Genomic DNA, 18,322 nt, shown 5'->3' on the forward strand with positions numbered 1-18,322 from the left:
TCACTTCGTGCCGGTCAGCGCGATTCCCTCCACGAACTGGCGTTGCATCAGCACGAACACCACGATCACCGGCAGCGAGGCCAGCAACGACCCCGCCATCAGCACCGGATAGTCGGTCAGGAACTGCCCCTGCATCGAGGCCAACCCGGCCGACAGCGTCATCTTCTCCGGGTCGTTGTTCACCACCAACGGCCAGAAGAAATCGTTCCACGACCAGATCGTCGTCAAAATACCGAGCGCCACCATCCCCGGGCGAGCCAGCGGCACCATCACCGACCACCAGATCCGCAGCGGGTTCGCGCCGTCGAGGCGCGCGGCCTCGTCGAGCTCGACCGGCAGCCCCAGGAAGAACTGACGCAACAGGAACGTCCCGAACGCGCTGAACAACCCGGGCACGATCAGCGCCGGCAGACTGTTCAGCCAGCCCAGATCCGCGATGATCTGGTACTGCGGAATGATGAACAGCTGCGGCGGCACCATCAGCACGGACAGGAACAGCCCGAACAGGAACGTCCGCCCGGGGAACCGCAGCCGCGCGAACGCGTACGCGGCCAGCGAGCACAGCAGCACCTGACCGATCGTCCGGGCGGCGGTCATCAGCACCGTGTTCACGAACTGCTGCCCGAACGGAATCAGTTCGAACACCCGGCTGTAGTTGGCCCAGCGCCAGTCCGGCACGATCGTCGGCGGCACCCGGGCGGTGTGCTCGAGCGTTTTCAGCGACGTCAGCACCTGCCACACGAACGGCGCGATCATGCCCAGCGCGCCGATCACCAGAAAGAAATGGATCTTCTTAGTCATACGTGACCCACCGCTTCTGCATCCGGAACTGCACCGCGGTCAGCCCGACGATGAGCACCAGCAGCATCATTGCGATCGCCGCGCCGTAGCCCTTGTCGTTCTGCTGAAACGCCTGTGCGTAGAACAGGTAGACGATCGTCTCCATGCTGTCGAACGCCGGATTCGCCCGGGACGCCGTGTTCGAGCCCCCGGCGATCACGTAGACCAGGTCGAACAGCTGCAACGACCCGATCACCGACACGACCGACACGAAGAAGATCGTCGGAGAGAGCAGCGGCACCGTGATCCGGAAGAACTGCTGGATCGGCCCGGCCCCGTCGATCTCCGCGGCCTCGTAGTACTGCCGCGGGATCCCCTTCACCCCGGCGATGAAGATGACCAGGTTGTACCCCAGCCCGGTCCAGATCCCGACGATCACCAGCGCGATCAGCGCGGTCCGGCTGTCGGCGACCCAGTGCGGACCCTCGATCCCGACCAGCGAGAGCAGATAGTTCAGGATTCCGAAGTCACCGTTGTAGACCCAGCGCCAGATCATCGCGATCGCGACCGGCGTCGTCACGACCGGCAGGAAGAAGATCGTCCGGTAGACCGCGACCCCGCGCAGGCCGGGCCGGCTCAGCAGCGCGGCGAACACCACCGCGATCGGCACGCCGAGCAGCCCGAGCACCGTGTACAGGATCGTGTTCAGCGTCGCCCGGCCGAACTCGCCGTCGCTGAACAGCTCCCGGTAGTTGTTCAGGCCGGTCCAGGTGGCCGGCCCGCCGAACGGCCCGGTCTCGGTGAAAGACAGGTACGCGGTCTGCAGCACCGGCCAGAGGTAGAACACGAGCAGGCCGAGCCCGGTGGGCGCGATCAGCGCGTATCCCCACAGCGCCTCACTCCACCGGATCCGGTCCCGCCGCCGAGGCCGCGGCGGCGCCGCGACCTCGACCCTCTCGAGCACCGCCATCTACTTCTCGTCCGCGAGCGCGCCGTCCATGGCCGACGCGAGCTGCTTGGCCGCGGTCGCGACGTCGGTCTGCCCGTTCCAGGCCGGCGTCAGGTACTTGGTCTCCAGCTCCTGCCAGGCGGCCGTGTTCCGGGAGACCGGGTACGGCACCGCGTAGTCGAGCTGGTCCAGGAACGCCTGCAGGTGGAACTCCGGGTGCGACTTCACCCAGGCGTCCTGCGTCCCGTTGTACGCGGGCAGAACCCCCGCGGACTGCGCGAGGAGCTCGGCCGCCTCCTTACTACCCAGGTACTGGACGAATTGGGAAGCGGCCGACGGGTGGGCGGTCTTGGCCGAGATCACGTTGGCCAGCCCGTGGATGATCGTGGCCCGCTTCTTGCCCTGCGGCAGCACCGCCACGTCCACGCGCGACTTGGTGTACCCGTTCGTCGAGAACTCGGCCGCGTCCCAGGAGCCGCCGTAGTACATCGCGAGCTTGCCCGACTCGAACAGGTTGATCGGCTGGGTGTCGGTCATCGTCTTGAGGTCGGGGGAGGCGCCGCTCTTGATCAGGTCGGTCCAGAACGTCAGGCCCTCGATCGTCGCCGGGTCGGCGTAGCCCGACTTCTTGCCGTCGTCGGAGATGACGTGGCCGCCGGCCTGGTAGATCGTGTTGTACTGGTACTCCTGGAACGAGGTCAGCTCGGAGCCGATCGCGTAGACGCCCTTGGCCTTGTTCGTCAGCTTCTTCGCCGCGGCCTTGAACGTGTCCCAGGTCCAGGTGTCGTCCGGGTACTTGACGCCGGCCGCGTCGAACAGCGTCTTGTTGTACCAGAGCCCGACCGTGTCGAAGTCCTTCGGGATCCCGTAGGTCTTGCCGTCGACCGTGTACAGGTCGACGAGCGACTTCGGGTAGTTGCTGAGGTCGGTGCCGTCGTCGAGCGGCTTCAGCACGCCGTTCGTCGCGTAGAGCTGGAAGTTCGGGCCGTTCATCCAGAAGACGTCGGGCGCGGCGCCACCGCTGGCCGCGGCCTTGAGCTTCGTCCAGTACGTCTCCCACGGCGTGGCTTGGACGTTCACCGTGATATTCGGGTGGCTCTGGTGGAAGTCGGCCGCGAGCTTCTCCATCGCCGGGACCTGGTTCTTGTCCCAGACCGCATACGAGAGCGTGGCCTTCGCGTTCGGGTCGTCGTCCGATTTCGACCCACCGCACGCGGTGCTAGCAGCGAGGACGGCGGCGATGCCGACCAGGGCGACGCTGGTGCGTCGTAACCATGACATGGGGAGTCCTTCCAATGCCTGGCCTTGGATTGGGACTAATAATGGACTCCAGGGAAATTCTGTCAAGCGTTGGCGAACATCCGGGCCCCGACGTGATCGACCGCCAGCTTGATCGCACCCAGCGCAACGCTCTCCTCGCCGAGCGCCGACGCCAGCACCTCGGGCGTCCGGATGCAGTGTTTGTCGAGTTCCTTGCGCAGCGGGTCGAGCAGGACGTCGGCCGACCGGGAGAAGCCGCCACCGAGCACGACCATCTGCGGGTCCAGGGTGAGGACCAGCGCGGCCGTACCGACCGCGAGGTCGCGCACGTAGCGGCGGACCGCGCCGAGCGCGGACCGGTCGCCGCCGCGGGCCGCCGCGAACAGCGCGGCCGGCTCGCGGCCCGCGAGGTGCTCCTGGGCGCGGATCCAACCGGCCTGCGGGAGCGCGCCGATCTCGCCGGCCGCGCCGCCGAACCCCCGGTGGACGGTGCCGCCCAGCACCAGGCCCAGGCCGGTGCGCAGGCCGGCCAGCAGGTAGACGAAGTCGGCCGCGTAGCGGGCGACCCCGAGCCACTGCTCGGCCAGCGCGGCCAGCCGGCTGTCGTTGTCGACCAGCGCCGGTACGCCGAACCGGGCGCCGAAGTGGTCGGCCAGCTGCACGCCGGTCCACTCCGGGATCGCGACCGAGAGCACGACCCGGCCGGAGGGGTCGACGAGCCCGCTGCTGGCGACCCCGACCGCCCAGAGCACGGGCCCCCCGCCCACGCCGGGGCCGAAGGGCCCGAAGCTCGCCCCGCCGCCGCTCGCCACCCGGTCGGCCGACCCGCTGCCGTTCGCCCGACCGCCGGCCGCTCCCTCGCCGGACGACCCCCCGTCGGCCGACCCGGGTCCGGCCGTTTCCGGCTCATCCGCGGTCGGTCCCGACAGGTCGAGGCGCGGGTCGGATCCGGCCGCGGTGCGACGCGCACCGGATCCGCCTGCGCGGCGGCCCGCACCGGCTCCGGCGGTGTTGCGTCCGGTGCCGGGCGCGGCTGCACCATGGCCGGTCGGCGTGCGGCGGCCCGCGTCGGGTTCGTGCGTGCCGACCCCGGCCGCGCGCAGGGCTTCGTCCGCGACCGCGTCGGCGGCGGCCAGGCGCTCGGCCCGGCCCGCCTCCGGCGCGACTTCGGCCTCGGCGCGGCCGAGGACGGTCCCGTCCAGGTCGGTGACCAGCGCGCGAACCCGATGACCGCCGATGTCGACGCCGAGCGCCGCGCCGGCGTCGCCGCGGAACCGGTACCGGCGGGCCGGCCGCCCCATGGCTCCGGCGACCGGCGGCACCTCGGCCGCCCACCCCTGCTCGACCAGCGCTCCGACGACGTCCTCGGTGGACGCCCGGGAGAGGCCGGTGCGGGCGGCCAGCTCGGTCAGCGTGGCCGGATCCCCGGTCCGCAGAGCCCGTACCATCGCCTGGGTGTTGAGCTGACGCAGCCGCGACAGGTCCCCACCGGCGATCTCGTCCGCCATCGGTCCTCCTTGACCTACCGTCGCCATCGAGCTACTAATCCTGGAGAGGATAGAAAGTAGGGCTTCGTGGACCAAGTCAGTTTAGTCGTGGTCGGTGCCGGCCTCCGCGGCCAGGGTTACGCCGAACGCGCGGTGACCAGCGGTGGAGCGAAGATCGTCGCGGTCGCCGAACCCGACCCGGGGCGCCGGGAGCGGTTCGCCGCCCGCTACGGAGTCGAGCACACGTTCGCCGACTGGCGCGAGCTGGTCGCCGCCGGGCGCCTGGCCGACGCGGCGATCGTCGCCACGCCCGACCAGGTGCACACCGGCCCGGTGATCGCGTTGGCCGACCTCGGCTATCACCTGCTGGCCGAGAAGCCGCTGGCCCCGACCGAGGACGACGGCGAGCGCATCCAGGAGGCGATCGACCGCAACCGGGTGCTGTTCGTGCTGTGCCACGTCCTGCGCTACACGCCCTACACGCACGCGCTGAAGCAGCTGCTGGACGCCGGGCGCATCGGCGAGGTCGTGAGCGTCCAGCACCTGGAGCCGGTCGGGTGGTGGCATCAGGCCCACTCGTTCGTCCGGGGGGAATGGAGCAACAGCAAGACGTCGTCGCCGATGTTGCTGGCCAAGGCCTGCCACGACCTCGACTGGCTGCTCTACCTGATGGGCCGGCCGGTCCGCCGGGTCAGTTCGTTCGGGCGCCTGACGCATTTCCGGGCATCGTCCCGGCCGGCTGAGGCCGCCGACCGTTGTCTGGACTGCCCGCTGCAGGACACCTGCGCATACTCGGCGACCCGGCTGTACTTCGACTGCCTGGGTGATCCCGACCGCGAGTTCTGGCCCCTGTCGGCAGTGACGTCGGACCACACCGTGGAGGGCGTGACCGAGGCGCTGCGGACCGGCCCGTACGGGCGCTGCGTGTACGACAGCGACAACGACGTCGTCGACCACCAGGTGGTGTCGCTGGAGTTCGCGGACGGCGCGACCGGGTCGTTCACGATGACCGCGTTCACCCCGTTCGAGCTGCGCAAGACCCGATTGTTCGGCACCCAGGGGTACATCGACGGCGACGGCGTCACGCTGCGCGTCGTCGACTTCCGGACCGGCGCGGAGGAGACGGTCGTGACCGCGGAGACGTCGCTGTCGGCCGATCACACCGACGGCGACCACGAGCTCGTCGACCGGTTCCTCGCCGCGGTCGCCTCCGGCGACCGGTCCGGGCTCGACTCGGACGCGGCGAGCGCGCTGGCCGGCCACCGCGTGGTGTGGGCCGCCGAGCGCGCCCGGCTCTCCGGCACGGTCGTCGAGCTCCGGTGAGACCCGAGGTGGTGCTGGCCGCCGACCTCGGCGGCACGTCCCTCAAATACGCCATTGCGGACGCTACGGGGGCTTTCGTCGGTCCGGGCGCCGACGGGGCGGGAGCGTGCCCGACCGGCCGGGAGCGCGGGACCGAGGCCGTCGTCGAGACGCTCCTCGCGGTGCTGGAGTCGCTGCGCGACCGGGCGACGGCGGCCGGGAGGGTGCCGGTCGCGGTCGGCGTCGCGGTGCCGGGCCTGGTGGACGAGGAGGCCGGGATCGCCCGGCACTCGGTCAACCTGGGCTGGCGCGACCTGCCGCTGCGCGACCGGATCGAGGAGCGGCTGGGGCTGCCGGTCGCGCTGGCCAACGACGTGCGGGCCGGTGGGCTCGCCGAGGCGGAGCTGGCCGGGCTGGACGACGTGCTGTTCGTGCCGGTCGGGACGGGGATCGCGGCCGCGCAGGTGCGGAATGGCCGGGTCGAGGCGGGAGCGCACGGGGCGGCCGGGGAGCTGGGCCACGTGCTGGTCCGTTCTGGGGGTCGGCTTTGCGCGTGCGGGCGCCGAGGTTGCCTGGAAGCAGAGGCCGCGGCCGCTGCCATCGAGGCCCGGTACGCCGAGGTGCTCGCCGCCCCCGAGCCCGGCTCCCCGCTCAGCGGGCGCCCGGCCGCCGACGGAGCGCCGGTGGGCGGGGGTGCGGTCGGTGGGGTGCCGGTGGGTGGGGCGCCGGTCGGCGGAGCGGCGGTGAATGGGGCGCCGGTCCGCGGGGCTGCGGGAGCCTTGGGGCGGCCGGTCGTCACGGCGGCGGAGATCGCTCGGCGGGCGGCGGCCGGGGAGCCGCGGGCCGTGGCGGTCTGGCAGCGGGCGGTGGAGGCCCTGGCTGACGGGCTCAGCATCGCGTCCGCCGTGCTCGATCCGGACGTCATCGTGATCGGCGGAGGCCTCGCCCAGGCCGGCCGGACCCTCTTCGTGCCGCTGGAAGCGGCACTCGCCGAACGCGCCACGTTCCTCCCACGCCCCCGTATCCTCCCGGCCGCCCTCGGCGACCGAGCCGGCTGCGCCGGCGCCACCCTCCTAGCCCGAGCCGCCAGCACCCACCCCACCAGCACCCGGACCCCCGGCAGCCGGTAGCCCCGCACCCGGCCAGCAGTACCCGGCCCTCGACCCGCCGTCGTTCGGGGCCCCGCCCTGCCGTCGCTCGCCCTGGGCCTCGGGCCTCTGGCCTCGGGCCTCCGGCGCCCGGTCTGCGGTACCCGGCGCCCGGCCTGCGGCACCGGCCCGCGGCATCCGGCCTCCGCCGCCGGGCACCCGCCTCCGGCCTCGGGCATCCGGCCTCCGGCACCCGGACCGCCAGCGTCCGGCCGCCGGCCGCCGGCCTCCGGCCCCGGGTCGCCAGCACCCGGCCTCAGGCGCCCGGCCCCAGCCCGCCGACACTCGCCCCGCCAGCACTCGGCCCCGTTCTGCCGTCGCTCGCCCTGGCCCTCCGGCAACTGGGCCCCGGCGCTGGCCCGGCCCGCTGGCAGCGGCCTCGGCCCGGTCGGCACCCGGGGCCAGGGCTGTCGCAGCGCCCGGCCCCGGCCGCTGGCACCCGGCTCCGGATCGCCGGCCTCCGGCCCCGGGCCGGAGGCCGGTGGGCGCCCGCGCCGGTGGGCGCCCGCGCCGGCAGGCACCCGGGCCGGCAGGCACCCGCGGCGGCAGGCACCCGCGGCGGTGGGCATCCGCGCCGGCAGGACAGGGCGGGGCGGCAGGACAGGGCGGGGCGGCGGGTGCTACTCCGGGGGTAGGCCGCCGCGCCAGCCGAGGGCTCGGCTGATCCGGTCAGCGGTCTCGGCCACTCGCGCCCCGTACCCGTGCCGGACGTCCGGCGTCAGCCGGTGGATCGGCCCGCACACCGAGATCGACCCGACGACCTGACCGTCCAGGTCGAAGATCGGCGCCGCCACCGACCCGGCCCCGGGTTGCCGCTCCCCGCCGGAGTCGGCGACCCCGACCCTCCGCGTCTCCACCAGCAGCCCACGCAACCGCTCCGGGTCGACGGTGGTGGCCGACGTCAGGGTCGGGAGCTCGCCGTGCAGCACGGCCTCCCGTTCGTCGGGTGGCAGGAACGCCAGGATCGCCCGGCCCGAGCCGCCGGCGTGCAGCGGGAAGCGCCGTCCGAGCTCGACGGTCATGTTGATCTCGTGCGTGCTGACGACCTGGTCGAGATAGACGCGCCCGCGGTGCACGCGCGCGGACAGCGTCGTCGTCTCGCCGGTCGTGGTCTGGAGCTCGCGTAGCAGCGGCAGCGACACCCGGCGCAGCTTCGAGTCGCGCAGCGCTCGGGCGCCGATCGCGGCCGCCGCCGGTCCGAGCTGGTATGTGCGCGAGGTCGCGTCGATCGTCAGCATGCCCCGGTCGACCAGCGAGCGCATGATCCGGTGCACGACCGCCTTGCTAAGGTCGAGCTCCCGGGCCATCGCCGAGACCCCCCACGACTGCGGCCCGTCGACGAACCGGAGCAGGACGTCGGCGACCCGGCCGGCGCCCTCCGTACCGTCGCTGACCATCGGTCTCCTTCCGGTCTTTGCGCTGACGTTACCCGTTCCCCTAGCGGGAACGTTTGTCAATACCTGAGTTCCTGATCCGACGAGGTAGCCGTCTCCGGCGATACGGCATGCGTTCCGATTAGCGGAACCGCGTGGCTGGGTTACCGCGCCCGCTCACCGGGTCGAACGCCGGCGACGGCCAAGCAGGTGGAGAACGGCGCGATTGACTGGGCCGCGTAATGCCCGATAGGGCATTCAGGCGGGTCTCAGCGAGCGACCAGCGGACTGCGCCGACGACGGAGGGAGCGCGGGGCATGGACCTGAACAGTGACCTGGGGGAGAGCTTCGGCGCGTGGCGGCTGGGCGACGACTCCGCGCTGCTCGACGTCGTGACCAGCGCCAACGTCGCGTGCGGGTTCCACGCCGGCGATCCGCGGACTCTGCTCGACACGTGCGCGCGGGCCGTGTCGGCCGGTGTCGTGATCGGCGCGCAGGTGGGCTACCGGGACCTGCCCGGATTCGGCCGCCGGTTCATCGACTACGACCCGGCCGACCTCGTCGCCGACATCCTGTACCAGCTCGGGGCGCTCGACGGGCTGGCCAGGGCGGCCGGGGCGCGGGTCGCGTACGTCAAGCCGCACGGGGCGCTCTACAACGCGATCGTGCACCACTCGGCTCAGGCCGCGGCCGTGGTGGAGGCCGTCGCCCGCTTCGACCCGACGCTGCCGGTGCTCGGGCTGCCCGGCTCGGAGTGGCTCCGGCTCGCCGACGAGGCCGGGCTGCGCACGGTGCGTGAGGCGTTCGCCGACCGCGGGTACACGCCCGAGGGGACGCTCGTGCCGCGCCGGGAGCCCGGCGCGCTGCTGCACGACCCGGCCGAGGTCGCCGCGCGGATGGTGCGGCTGGTCCGGGACGGCGAGATCGTCGCGGTGGACGGCACGGTGGTCCGGGTGGAGGCCGAGTCGCTCTGCGTCCACGGCGACTCACCCGGCGCCGTCGAGATGGCCCGCGCGGTCCGGACCGCGCTGGACGAGGCCGGAATCCCGCTCGCGCCGTTCGCCGGGAGCCCGGCCTGACGGCCGCGGCCGACGGCCGGGCCGCCCCGGGAGCGACGCCGACGGATCGGCGACGTCCCGGGCAGCCGCTGACAGGTCTGATGGTTGACTGGGCCAATGACGACCGCCGCCGACGTCGACAAGCCAGCGATCGGCTCGGCCGCGCGGGCGGTGGCCGAGCTCCGCGAACGGGTCACGGCCGGGCAGCTCGCGCCGGGCTCCCGGCTGTCCGAGGCCCGCTGGACCGGTGAGCTCGGCGTCTCCCGGAACACGCTGCGCGAGGCGTTCAGCACGCTGGTCGAGGAGGGGCTGCTGGTCCGGGTCCCGAACCGCGGGGTGTTCGTCGCGGCGCTGTCGGCGGCCCAGATCGCCGACATCTACCGGGTCCGGATCCTGCTCGAGTGCACGGTGCTGCGCGGCGCGCCGGTCGACCCGCCTCGCGCGGAGAGCATGCGGGCCGCGGTCGACGAGGCCGAGCACCTCGCGACGGCCGGCGACTGGCGCGCCGTCGGCACCGCGAACATGCACTTCCACGAGCAGATCATCGCGCTGGCCGACAGCCCGCGGCTGAACGCCTGGATGAAGCAGCTCACCGCCGAACTGCGGCTGGCGTTCGTCGCCGCCCCCGACGCCGAGGCACTGCACCGGCCGTTCGTCGCGCGGAACGCCGAGATCACCACGATCTACGAGGCCGGCGACCCGGGCCGGGCCGCCGACCTCCTCCGCGACTACCTGCTGCTGTCCGAGCGGGTGCTCTCTCAGGCCGCGTACGACGTCAGGTAGCCGCCCATCGTCCGGAAGTACTCCACCGCGGGCAGCTCCTTGCCCTCCGACGTCCGCACCCGGGTCACCACCAGCGCGCGGTTGCGCCCGCGCCGGGCGGACGCCCCGGCGACGATCGCCACCCCGTCGCCCTCGCGGTAGAAGATCCGGCCGGGCGTGCCGCCGTACACGGCCTCGGAGACGTCCGCCGCCAGAATCTCCAGGCGTTCCTGCCGGTGGAAGCAGAACGCGGCCGGATACGGCGCCGACTGGGCCCGGACCAGCCGCTCCAGCTCCTCCGCCGACCACGTCCAGTCGATCCGGATGTCCTCTTCGGACCGCTTGTGGAAGAAGCTCGCCCGGGACCGGTCCTGCGCCGGGAAGTCCGTGCGCCCGCTCTCCAGCGAGGTCAACGCCGACAACACCAGCGGCTCGATCAACTCCAGCGTCGCCCAGAACAGGTCGGTCGCGGTGTCCTTGGGTCCCACCGGGATCGCCCGCTGCGCGACGATCGGGCCGGCGTCCAGCGTCGCGTCCATCAAGTGCGCGGTGACCCCCACCTCGCGTTCGCCGTTGATCAAGGCCCAGATCAACGGCGAGAAGCCGGCGTAGGCCGGCAGCAGGGCATCGTGGACGTTCAGCGTCCCGAGGCGGGGGAGCGAGAAGATCCGCGGCGGGATCCAGGTCCGCCAGTTGTTCGCGACGATGACGTCCGGAGCGACGTCGCGGAGCAGGGAGTACAGCTCGTCGTCGTCCGGCCGGTCGCGGAGCACGACCGGAATCCCGGCGGATCCGGCCAGGTCGGCGACCGAGTCGGACCAGACCTTCTCGTAGACGCCCTCGCCCGGCGGGTGGGTGACGACCAGCGCGACGTCGTGCTCGGACCTGAGCAGAGCATGGAGCGTCCGATGGCCCCAGGTCTGATAACCGAACATCACGAGCCGCATTGGTCCTCCTGGTAACAACCTCGAAACCGCCCACGGGGTTGGGCTATCTTAAGCAAGGCTCGCCTAACTGACCGAGGGGTAGGCGAGGCCTTCCACTTAGGTTAGGGTGCCCTAAGTTGCGGGGGCCGCCTCTGGTCCCGCCGTGCGAGGGGAACGGACATGTCTCAGCCTGGACTCGATCTCGTCGGTATCGGCTTCGGCCCGTCGAACCTGGCGATGGCCATCGCGGTGGCGGAGCACAACGACGGCGTTCCGGAGGGGACGGTGGCCGCGAGATTCCTCGAGCGGCAGCCCGAGTTCGGCTGGCACCGCGGGATGCTCCTCGAGGATGCCACCATGCAGGTCTCGTTCCTCAAGGACCTGGTGACGCTGCGCAACCCGACGAGCGACTACAGCTTCCTGCGCTACCTGCACGACCGGAACCGGCTGGTCGACTTCATCAACCACAAGACGCTGTTCCCGCTCCGGGTCGAGTTCCACGACTACTTCACCTGGGCCGCCGCCAAGGTGAACGAGCAGGTCAGCTACGACACCGAGGTCATCTCGGTGCTGCCCGTCACCGATGGGACCGGCGACGTCCGGGAGCTCGACGTGGTCTCCCGGCGCGACGGCGCGATCGTCACGAACCGGACGCGGAACCTGGTCATCGGCACCGGCCTGCGGCCGCGGATGCCCGCCGGCGTGCAGGCTTCCGAACGGGTCTGGCACTCCAGCGACCTGCTGCGCAACGTCGGCTCGCTGCACGGCACCGCGCCGGAGCGGCTGATCGTGGTCGGCGCCGGGCAGAGCGCGGCCGAGGCCGTCGCGTTCCTACACGAGCAGTTCCCGGCCGCCGAGGTCTGCGCGGTCGTCTCCCGCTACGGCTACTCGCCGGCCGACGACAGCTCGTTCGCCAACCGCATCTTCGACCCGAACGCCGTCGACGAGTACTTCGACGCCCCGGCCGAGGTCAAGGAGGCGATGATGGCGTACCACGCGAACACGAACTACTCCGTGGTCGACATCGACCTCATCCAGGAGCTGTACCGGCGCACGTACCGGGAGAAGGTGCTCGGCCGCGAGCGGCTGCGCCTGCTCAACCTCACCCGCACGACGTCGGTGGTCGAGAACCCGGACGGGCTGACCGTCACGTTGCAGTCGCTGGTCAGCGGCGAGCGGACCGCGCTCGAGGCCGACGCGGTGGTGTTCGCGACCGGGTACGACGAGGCCGACCCGTACGCGGTGCTGGGCGAGCTCGGCGACCTCTGCCACCGCGACGAGCAGGGCCGGCCGCGCGTCGGGCGGGACTACCGCGCGCTCACCGACCCCCGCCTGCAGTGCGGCATCTACCTGCAGGGCGGCACCGAGCACACGCACGGCATCTCGTCCGCGCTGCTCTCCAACACCGCGATCCGCGTCGGCGAGGTGCTCGGCTCGGTGCTCGAGCGGCGCGCCGCCTCGATCCTGATGGCCGCCTGACCGACGTGACCACCCTGGTCGATCGGCCGTCCCCGGAGACCGAGCCGACCGCCGCGGCGAACCTGCGCCGCGGCGGCGTGCTGCTCGGCGCCGCGGCGCTGCTCGTCGTCGTGTGCGTGCTGAGCCTGTTGCTCGGCACCCGCACGGTGAGCCCGGGCACGGCCTGGGACGCGTTGTTCCACTACACGAGCACCGACGACCAGTCGGTCGTCCGGGACCTCCGCGTCCCGCGGACGGTCCTCGGCCTGCTGGCCGGCGTCGCGTTCGCGGTCTGCGGCGCGGTGATCCAGGCGGTCACCCGCAACCCGCTGGCCGACACCCAGATCCTCGGCATCAACTCCGGGGCGGCCCTGTTCGTCGTGATCGCGATCGGCTTCCTCGGGCTCACGAGCTTCACGTCGTACGTCTGGTTCGCGTTCCTCGGGGTCGCGGTCGCGCTGGTCGGCGTCTACCTGCTGGGGTCGGCGTCGCGCGGGAGCCCGACCCCGGTCCAGCTGACGCTGGCCGGGGTCGCGCTCGGCGCGGTGCTCGAGGGCGCGTCGTCCGCGGTGCAGCTGATCCGTCCCCGTGCGTTCGACTACCTGCGTTTCTGGGACGTCGGGTCGCTGGCCGGCCGCGGGCTCGACATCGCCGGCGCGGTGGCCCCGTTCATCCTGGTCGGGACGCTGCTGGCCGTGGCCGTCGCCCGGTCGCTGAACGCGGTGGCACTCGGCGACGACCTGGCCAGGGCGCTCGGCGTCGACATCACCCGGACGCGGATCGTCGCGCTGGTGGCGATCGTGCTGCTGGCCGGCGGCGGCACCGCGGCGGTCGGCCCGATCTGGTTCCTCGGCCTGGTCGTGCCGCACCTCGCGCGCTGGGTCGTCGGCACCGACCAGCGTTGGATCCTCGCGTTCACGATCCTCGGCGGGCCGATCGTGCTGCTGATCGCCGACATCGTCGGACGGCTGGTCGTGCGCCCGGGCGAGCTGCGGGTCGGCATCGTCACCGCGTTCATCGGGGCCCCGGTGCTGATCTGGTGGATCCGGACGCGGAAGGTGGTGAGCGGGCCGTGACGCTGCCGTTCGCCGCGATCCGGCCCGGCCCGCTGTCGGTGCGGTTCCGGGTGCGGACGGTCGTCGTCTGCGCGGTGCTGCTGGCGCTGGCGTTCGCGGCCGCGGTCGTCTCGCTCGGCACCGGGGACGTCGTCCTGTCGCCGAAGGAGGTGCTGGCCGCGCTGGTCGGGCAGGGTTCGCCGATCGCCGACCTCGTCGTGATCGACCTGCGGCTGCCCCGGGTGCTGCTCGCGCTGACGATCGGGGCCGCCCTCGGCCTGTCCGGCGCGATCTTCCAGGCCCTGACCCGCAACCCGCTGGGCAGCCCGGACGTCATCGGCTTCAACACCGGCGCGTTCACCGGCGTGCTCGTCGTCACGGTGTTCGTCGGCAACGCGTACTTCATGGTCGCGGCCGGTGCGCTGGTCGGCGGGCTGGCCACCGCGCTCGCGGTGTACCTGCTGGCCTACCGCCGGGGCGTCCAGGGATTCCGGCTGATCATCGTCGGCATCGCGGTCAACGCGATCCTGATCTCGGTCAACCAGTGGTTCGTCATCAAGGTCGACCTGCAGGCCGCGTACGCGGCCACGATCTGGGGCCAGGGCAGCCTGAACGGGCTGGACTGGACGCAGGTGCCGTGGGTGGTCCCGCTGATCGTGGTGCTGATGATCGGGCTGGCGATCGGCGGTTCGCGCCTGTTGTTGCTCGAGCTGGGCGACGAGATCGCGACCGGGCTCGGCGTCCGGGTCGAGGCCGCGCGGATGGTCTACCTGGGCCTGGGCGTCGCGCTGATCGCGGTGGCGACCGCGGCCGCCGGGCCGATCGCGTTCGTCGCCCTGGCCGCGCCCCAGCTGGCCCAGCGGCTGACCGGCTCGGCCGGCATCGCGCTCGCCCCGGCCGCGGCGATGGGCGCGCTGCTCCTGATCGTCAGCGACTGGGTGGCCCAGCACGCGTTCGCGCCCACCCAATTGCCGGTCGGCGTGGTCACGGTGACCGTCGGCGGCGTGTATTTCGCCTGGGTCCTGGCTCGGGTGTCACGCACGCAATGAAGATCGATCCTTCCGGGAGGACAAGTCATGTCGAGTAACCCGTTCGACGACGAGAGCGGCCGGTTCCTGGTGCTGGTGAACGACGAGGACCAGCACTCGCTCTGGCCGACGTTCGCCGCCGTGCCGTCGGGCTGGACCGTGGTGTTCGGCGGGAACGACGGCGCGGGGCGGGACGAGTGCCTGGCCTACGTCGAGGCGAACTGGACGGACCTGCGGCCCCGCAGCCTCCGCGAGAGCATGTCGTCTTGACCGGTGCGGCCGGTGGGTCCCGGGTCCTGCGCCGGGCGGTGACGCGGAACGGGCGCCGGCTCACGGTCGGCTCGGCCCTGATCGGCGCCCACCAGATCTGCGAGACGCTGGTGCCGATCCTGATCGGCGTCATCGTCGACCGGGCGGTCTCGACCGGCGACCGGGGGAGCCTGGGCTTCTGGGTCGCGGTGCTGGCCGGCCTGTTCACGCTGCTGACGATCTGCTACCGGTTCGGCGCCCGCCAGCTGATGCTCGCGATCGCCGACGAGGCCCACCTGCTGCGGATGGAGGTCTCGGGGCGGATCCTCGACCCCCGGGGCATCCGCACCGACCTGCCCGCCGGTGAGCTGCTCACGGTGTCCACGTCGGACGCCGACAACACGTCGTACCTGCTGGACTACATCCCGCGGATCTGCGGTGCGGTCGTGGCGACGGTCGTCGCGGCGATCGCGCTGCTGGTCATCGACGTCCCGCTGGGGCTGCTCGTGCTGATCGGCACCCCGGTCGTGCTGGTGGGCCTGCAGCTCACCGCGCCGGTGATCACCAAGCGGGTCACCAGCCAGCAGGAACTGGCCGGCCGGGCGACGTCGCTCGCCACCGACCTGGTCAGCGGCGTCCGGCCGCTGCGCGGGATCGGCGCCGAGCAGGCCGCGAGCGCCCGCTACCGGGTGGTCAGCCGCGCCTCGCTGCGGGCCACCCTCCGGGCCGCCCGCACCCAGGGCAGCTACCTGATGGCCTCGACGACGCTGTCCACGTTGCTGGCCTGCGGCGTCGCGATCCTGGCCGGGTACTTCGCGCTGACCGGCCGGATCACGGTCGGGGAGCTGATCACGGTGATCGGCCTGGCCCAGTTCCTGCTGGAGCCGTTCGGCCTGCTGGCGATCGTCCCGAGCTGGGTGGCCGAGGCCCGGGCGTCCGCGCAGCGCATTGCCGTGGTTGCCGATGCACCCCCGCTCCTGCCTCCGGCAGAGGCCCGGCTGGACGGCGGCCCGGTGGCGGTCGACCTCGAGGGGCTGCGCTACGGGACGCTCGACCTCGACCTGCGGATCGCGCCCGGCGAGGTGCTGGGGATCGTCGCGGCGCAGCCCGCCGACGGTGAGGCGCTGGTCCGGGTGCTCGCCGGCCGGGTGCCGCCGGAGGACCGGGCCGGGTCGGTGCGGCTCGGCGGCGTCGACCTGCACGAGCTCGACCTGGACGAGGCCCGCGGCGCGCTGCTCGTCCAGCCGCACAAGTCCGACCTGTTCGGCGGCAGCCTCGAGGCGAACATCCGGGCCGGCGCGGCCGACGAAGATCTCGACGAGGTGCTCCGGTGCTCGGCCGCCGACGAGGTGGTCTCCGCGCACCCCGACGGCCTCGGCCACGTCGTCGTCGAGCGCGGCGCGAACCTCTCCGGCGGGCAGCGGCAGCGGGTCGCGCTGGCCCGCGCGCTGCTGGTCCGCTCGCGGGTGCTGGTGCTGCACGACCCGACGACCGCGATGGACTCGGTGACCGAGCACGTCATCGCCCAGGGCATCCGCCGCCTCCGGACCGGGGAGCTGACGACCGTGCTCGTCGCCAGCAGCCCGGCCCTGATGGCGATCACCGACCGGGTGGTCGTCGTCGACGGCGGCCGGGTGGTCGCCGAAGGCACGCACGCCGGCCTCGGCGCCGACGACTTCTACCGCAGGACGGTGCTCCGATGATCCTCCCGGTCGCGAGCCCGCGCCGGACCGGCGCCTGGGTGTGGCGCGAGCTGCGCTCCCGGCCGCTCGACGGGCTGGCGACGCTCGTCGTCGGGCTGGTCGCGGCAGCCGCGTCGGTGGTGCCGGTGTACGTCCTGGGCTACCTGGTCGACCAGGTGCGCGCGGGGGCCGGCACCGGCGTGATCGTCCGGGTGACGATCGTCGTGGTCGTCTCGGCCGTGCTCGGCGGCGTCGCGATGGGCCTGTCGACGATGGTGATCGCCCGGCTGTGCGAGCGGATGCTGGCCGACCTGCGCGAACAGGTGGTCGGCCGGGCGCTGACGCTGCCGACGCCGGTGCTGGAACAGGCCGGCAAGGGCGACCTGCTGTCCCGGGTCGGCGCGGACGTCGCCGCGATCGGCCAGGCCGTGACCCAGGCCGTGCCCAACATGGTGTCGTCGCTGCTGCTCGGCGTGCTGAGCCTGGCCGCGATGGCGGGCATCGACTGGCGGCTCGGGCTGGCCGGGGCGGTCGCGGTGCCGCTCTACGTCCTCGCGCTGCGGTGGTACCTGCCCCGGTCGGCGCCCGGTTACCAGGCCGAGCGCGAGGCCGTCGCCGAGCGCGGCCAGCTGCTCGTCGACAGCTCGCAGGGGCTGCGGACCGTGCACGCCTACCGGCTGGAGCAGAAGCACCTGGCCGAGATCGGGCGCGCCTCGGAGCGGGCCCGGGACGTCTCGGTGTCGGTCTTCACGCTCTTCACCCGCTTCGTCGGACGGGTCAACCGGGCCGAGTTCTTCGGCCTGGCGGCGATCCTGGTGGCCGGGTTCTTCCTGGTCGAGCAGGGCGCGATCACGGTCGGCCAGACGTCGGCGGCGGCCGTGCTGTTCCACCGGCTGTTCAACCCGATCGGCGCGCTGCTGTTCAGCTTCGACGAGATCCAGGCCGGCGGCGCGAGCCTGGCCCGGCTCGTCGGCGTCGTCTCGATGCCGCCGGAACCGACCCCGGCCGCCGCCGAGGCCCCGGCCGACGCGACCCTGGAACTGTCCGGGATCGACTTCAGCTACGACGGCACCACCCAGGTGCTGTTCGACGTCGGCGTCCGGATCGCGCCGGGCGAGAAGGTCGCGCTGGTCGGCTCCACCGGCGCCGGGAAGTCCACGCTGGCGCTGATCGCGGCCGGGTCGCTCCGGCCCGACCGGGGCTCGGCGCTGATCGGCGGCGTCCCGGTGGAGTCCCTGCCGCCCGCGGAGCTCCGGAAGAACGTCGCGATCATCAGCCAGGAGACGCACGTCTTCGCCGGTCCGCTGATCGAGGACGCCCGGCTGGCCTCGCCCGGCGCCACCCGCGACGACGTGACCGCCGCGCTCGACCGCGTCGGCGCCCTGGGCTGGGCCGAGGCGCTCGACGAGGGGCTCGACACGCTGGTCGGCGAGGGCGGCCACGAGCTGACCCCGGCCCAGGCCCAGCAACTGGCGCTGGCCCGGCTCGTCCTGCTCGACCCGGCGATCGCGATCCTCGACGAGGCCACCGCCGAGGCCGGCAGCGCGGGCGCGCGTGACCTGGAGTCGGCCGCCGCCGCGGCGACCGCGGGCCGCACCACGCTGATCGTCGCCCACCGGCTGACCCAGGCCGCGTCGGCCGACCGGATCGTCGTCCTGGAACACGGCCGGACGGTCGAGGACGGGTCGCACGCCGACCTGGTGGCCGCCGGCGGCCGGTACGCGCAGCTCTGGCAGGCCTGGGAGGGGCGGACCCCCGCCCCGGTTCAGTAAATCGCACAGCTCCGACTCGATAGGCAGGACGCG

At 72.8% G+C, this 18,322-nt stretch carries 16 protein-coding genes; 10 read left to right on the plus strand and 6 right to left on the minus strand.

Features of this window, described 5'->3' with window-relative positions; all coding sequences use genetic code 11:
- From FL583_RS04870 to FL583_RS04885, 4 genes are all read right to left on the minus strand, one after another.
- A complete protein-coding gene (locus FL583_RS04870; protein WP_142703262.1) occupies window positions 1–801 on the minus strand; it encodes a carbohydrate ABC transporter permease in 801 nt (266 codons plus the stop codon).
- A complete protein-coding gene (locus FL583_RS04875; RefSeq protein ID WP_142703263.1) occupies window positions 794–1,750 on the minus strand; it encodes a carbohydrate ABC transporter permease in 957 nt (318 codons plus the stop codon). Before FL583_RS04875 ends, FL583_RS04870 begins: the two co-directional genes overlap by 8 nt.
- Entirely contained in the window at window positions 1,751–3,010 is a 1,260-nt protein-coding gene (locus FL583_RS04880) for an ABC transporter substrate-binding protein (RefSeq protein WP_142703264.1), read from the minus strand.
- A 62-nt stretch (window positions 3,011–3,072) separates the two neighbouring features.
- Window positions 3,073–4,497, minus strand: a complete 1,425-nt coding sequence (locus FL583_RS04885) for an ROK family transcriptional regulator (RefSeq protein ID WP_205751854.1) — start codon at window positions 4,495–4,497, stop codon at window positions 3,073–3,075.
- 66 nt (window positions 4,498–4,563) lie between these two features.
- Between FL583_RS04885 and FL583_RS04895 the strand changes: the two genes are divergently transcribed.
- A complete protein-coding gene (locus FL583_RS04895) occupies window positions 4,564–5,799 on the plus strand; it encodes a Gfo/Idh/MocA family protein (protein ID WP_142703265.1) in 1,236 nt (411 codons plus the stop codon).
- The gene (locus tag FL583_RS04900) at window positions 5,796–6,908 is read left to right on the plus strand and encodes an ROK family protein (RefSeq protein WP_142703266.1); all 1,113 of its coding nucleotides are present in this window, start codon (window positions 5,796–5,798) and stop codon (window positions 6,906–6,908) included. The genes FL583_RS04895 and FL583_RS04900 overlap by 4 nt, the downstream gene beginning before the upstream one ends.
- A gap of 638 nt (window positions 6,909–7,546) precedes the next feature.
- On the opposite strand, the gene FL583_RS04905 is transcribed toward FL583_RS04900, so the two are convergent.
- Complete coding sequence (locus FL583_RS04905) at window positions 7,547–8,323, minus strand: IclR family transcriptional regulator (RefSeq protein WP_142703267.1); 777 nt, start codon at window positions 8,321–8,323, stop codon at window positions 7,547–7,549.
- A 293-nt stretch (window positions 8,324–8,616) separates the two neighbouring features.
- On the opposite strand from FL583_RS04905, the gene FL583_RS04910 reads away from it, so the two are divergent.
- Together FL583_RS04910 and FL583_RS04915 are read left to right on the plus strand one after the other, a co-directional pair.
- Window positions 8,617–9,378, plus strand: coding sequence for a LamB/YcsF family protein (locus tag FL583_RS04910; protein WP_142703268.1), 762 nt, complete (start codon window positions 8,617–8,619; stop codon window positions 9,376–9,378).
- 96 nt (window positions 9,379–9,474) lie between these two features.
- Window positions 9,475–10,140: a GntR family transcriptional regulator gene (locus tag FL583_RS04915; protein WP_142703269.1), complete on the plus strand. Its 666-nt coding sequence runs from the start codon at window positions 9,475–9,477 to the stop codon at window positions 10,138–10,140.
- Here the strand turns inward: FL583_RS04915 and FL583_RS04920 are convergent.
- Window positions 10,116–11,066 carry a methionyl-tRNA formyltransferase gene (locus FL583_RS04920; protein WP_142703270.1) on the minus strand — a complete coding sequence of 317 codons (951 nt, stop codon included), beginning with the start codon at window positions 11,064–11,066 and terminating at the stop codon, window positions 10,116–10,118. The genes FL583_RS04915 and FL583_RS04920 overlap by 25 nt on opposite strands.
- 159 nt (window positions 11,067–11,225) lie before the next feature.
- Between FL583_RS04920 and FL583_RS04925 the strand changes: the two genes are divergently transcribed.
- The 6 genes from FL583_RS04925 to FL583_RS04950 are packed head-to-tail and all read left to right on the plus strand — an operon-like array spanning window position 11,226 to window position 18,289.
- On the plus strand, window positions 11,226–12,524 hold the full coding sequence (locus FL583_RS04925; protein ID WP_142703271.1) for a lysine N(6)-hydroxylase/L-ornithine N(5)-oxygenase family protein: 1,299 nt from the start codon (window positions 11,226–11,228) through the stop codon (window positions 12,522–12,524).
- 5 nt (window positions 12,525–12,529) lie between these two features.
- Window positions 12,530–13,579 (plus strand): FecCD family ABC transporter permease, encoded by a 1,050-nt coding sequence (locus FL583_RS04930; RefSeq protein ID WP_240746585.1) that lies wholly within the window; start codon window positions 12,530–12,532, stop codon window positions 13,577–13,579.
- Window positions 13,576–14,607: a FecCD family ABC transporter permease gene (locus FL583_RS04935; RefSeq protein WP_142703272.1), complete on the plus strand. Its 1,032-nt coding sequence runs from the start codon at window positions 13,576–13,578 to the stop codon at window positions 14,605–14,607. Before FL583_RS04930 ends, FL583_RS04935 begins: the two co-directional genes overlap by 4 nt.
- Before the next feature lie 27 nt (window positions 14,608–14,634).
- Window positions 14,635–14,856 carry an MbtH family protein gene (locus FL583_RS04940; protein ID WP_142703273.1) on the plus strand — a complete coding sequence of 74 codons (222 nt, stop codon included), beginning with the start codon at window positions 14,635–14,637 and terminating at the stop codon, window positions 14,854–14,856.
- Complete coding sequence (locus tag FL583_RS04945) at window positions 14,853–16,538, plus strand: ABC transporter ATP-binding protein (protein ID WP_142703274.1); 1,686 nt, start codon at window positions 14,853–14,855, stop codon at window positions 16,536–16,538. Before FL583_RS04940 ends, FL583_RS04945 begins: the two co-directional genes overlap by 4 nt.
- The gene (locus tag FL583_RS04950; RefSeq protein WP_142703275.1) at window positions 16,535–18,289 is read left to right on the plus strand and encodes an ABC transporter ATP-binding protein; all 1,755 of its coding nucleotides are present in this window, start codon (window positions 16,535–16,537) and stop codon (window positions 18,287–18,289) included. Before FL583_RS04945 ends, FL583_RS04950 begins: the two co-directional genes overlap by 4 nt.
- Window positions 18,290–18,322: the final 33 nt, after the last annotated feature.

Source organism: Cryptosporangium phraense, assembly GCF_006912135.1.
Taxonomy (GTDB): Bacteria; Actinomycetota; Actinomycetes; order Mycobacteriales; family Cryptosporangiaceae; genus Cryptosporangium; species Cryptosporangium phraense.

What these genes read in the sequence shown, in the direction of transcription:
- FL583_RS04870 (WP_142703262.1), bottom strand. Translation starts at nt 801, where the DNA reads ATGACTAAGAAGATCCATTTCTTTCTGGTGATCGGCGCGCTGGGCATG.
- FL583_RS04875 (WP_142703263.1), bottom strand. Translation starts at nt 1,750, where the DNA reads ATGGCGGTGCTCGAGAGGGTCGAGGTCGCGGCGCCGCCGCGGCCTCGG.
- FL583_RS04880 (WP_142703264.1), bottom strand. Translation starts at nt 3,010, where the DNA reads ATGTCATGGTTACGACGCACCAGCGTCGCCCTGGTCGGCATCGCCGCC.
- FL583_RS04885 (WP_205751854.1), bottom strand. Translation starts at nt 4,497, where the DNA reads ATGGCGGACGAGATCGCCGGTGGGGACCTGTCGCGGCTGCGTCAGCTC.
- FL583_RS04905 (WP_142703267.1), bottom strand. Translation starts at nt 8,323, where the DNA reads ATGGTCAGCGACGGTACGGAGGGCGCCGGCCGGGTCGCCGACGTCCTG.
- FL583_RS04910 (WP_142703268.1), top strand. Translation starts at nt 8,617, where the DNA reads ATGGACCTGAACAGTGACCTGGGGGAGAGCTTCGGCGCGTGGCGGCTG.
- FL583_RS04915 (WP_142703269.1), top strand. Translation starts at nt 9,475, where the DNA reads ATGACGACCGCCGCCGACGTCGACAAGCCAGCGATCGGCTCGGCCGCG.
- FL583_RS04920 (WP_142703270.1), bottom strand. Translation starts at nt 11,066, where the DNA reads ATGCGGCTCGTGATGTTCGGTTATCAGACCTGGGGCCATCGGACGCTC.
- FL583_RS04925 (WP_142703271.1), top strand. Translation starts at nt 11,226, where the DNA reads ATGTCTCAGCCTGGACTCGATCTCGTCGGTATCGGCTTCGGCCCGTCG.
- FL583_RS04940 (WP_142703273.1), top strand. Translation starts at nt 14,635, where the DNA reads ATGTCGAGTAACCCGTTCGACGACGAGAGCGGCCGGTTCCTGGTGCTG.
- FL583_RS04950 (WP_142703275.1), top strand. Translation starts at nt 16,535, where the DNA reads ATGATCCTCCCGGTCGCGAGCCCGCGCCGGACCGGCGCCTGGGTGTGG.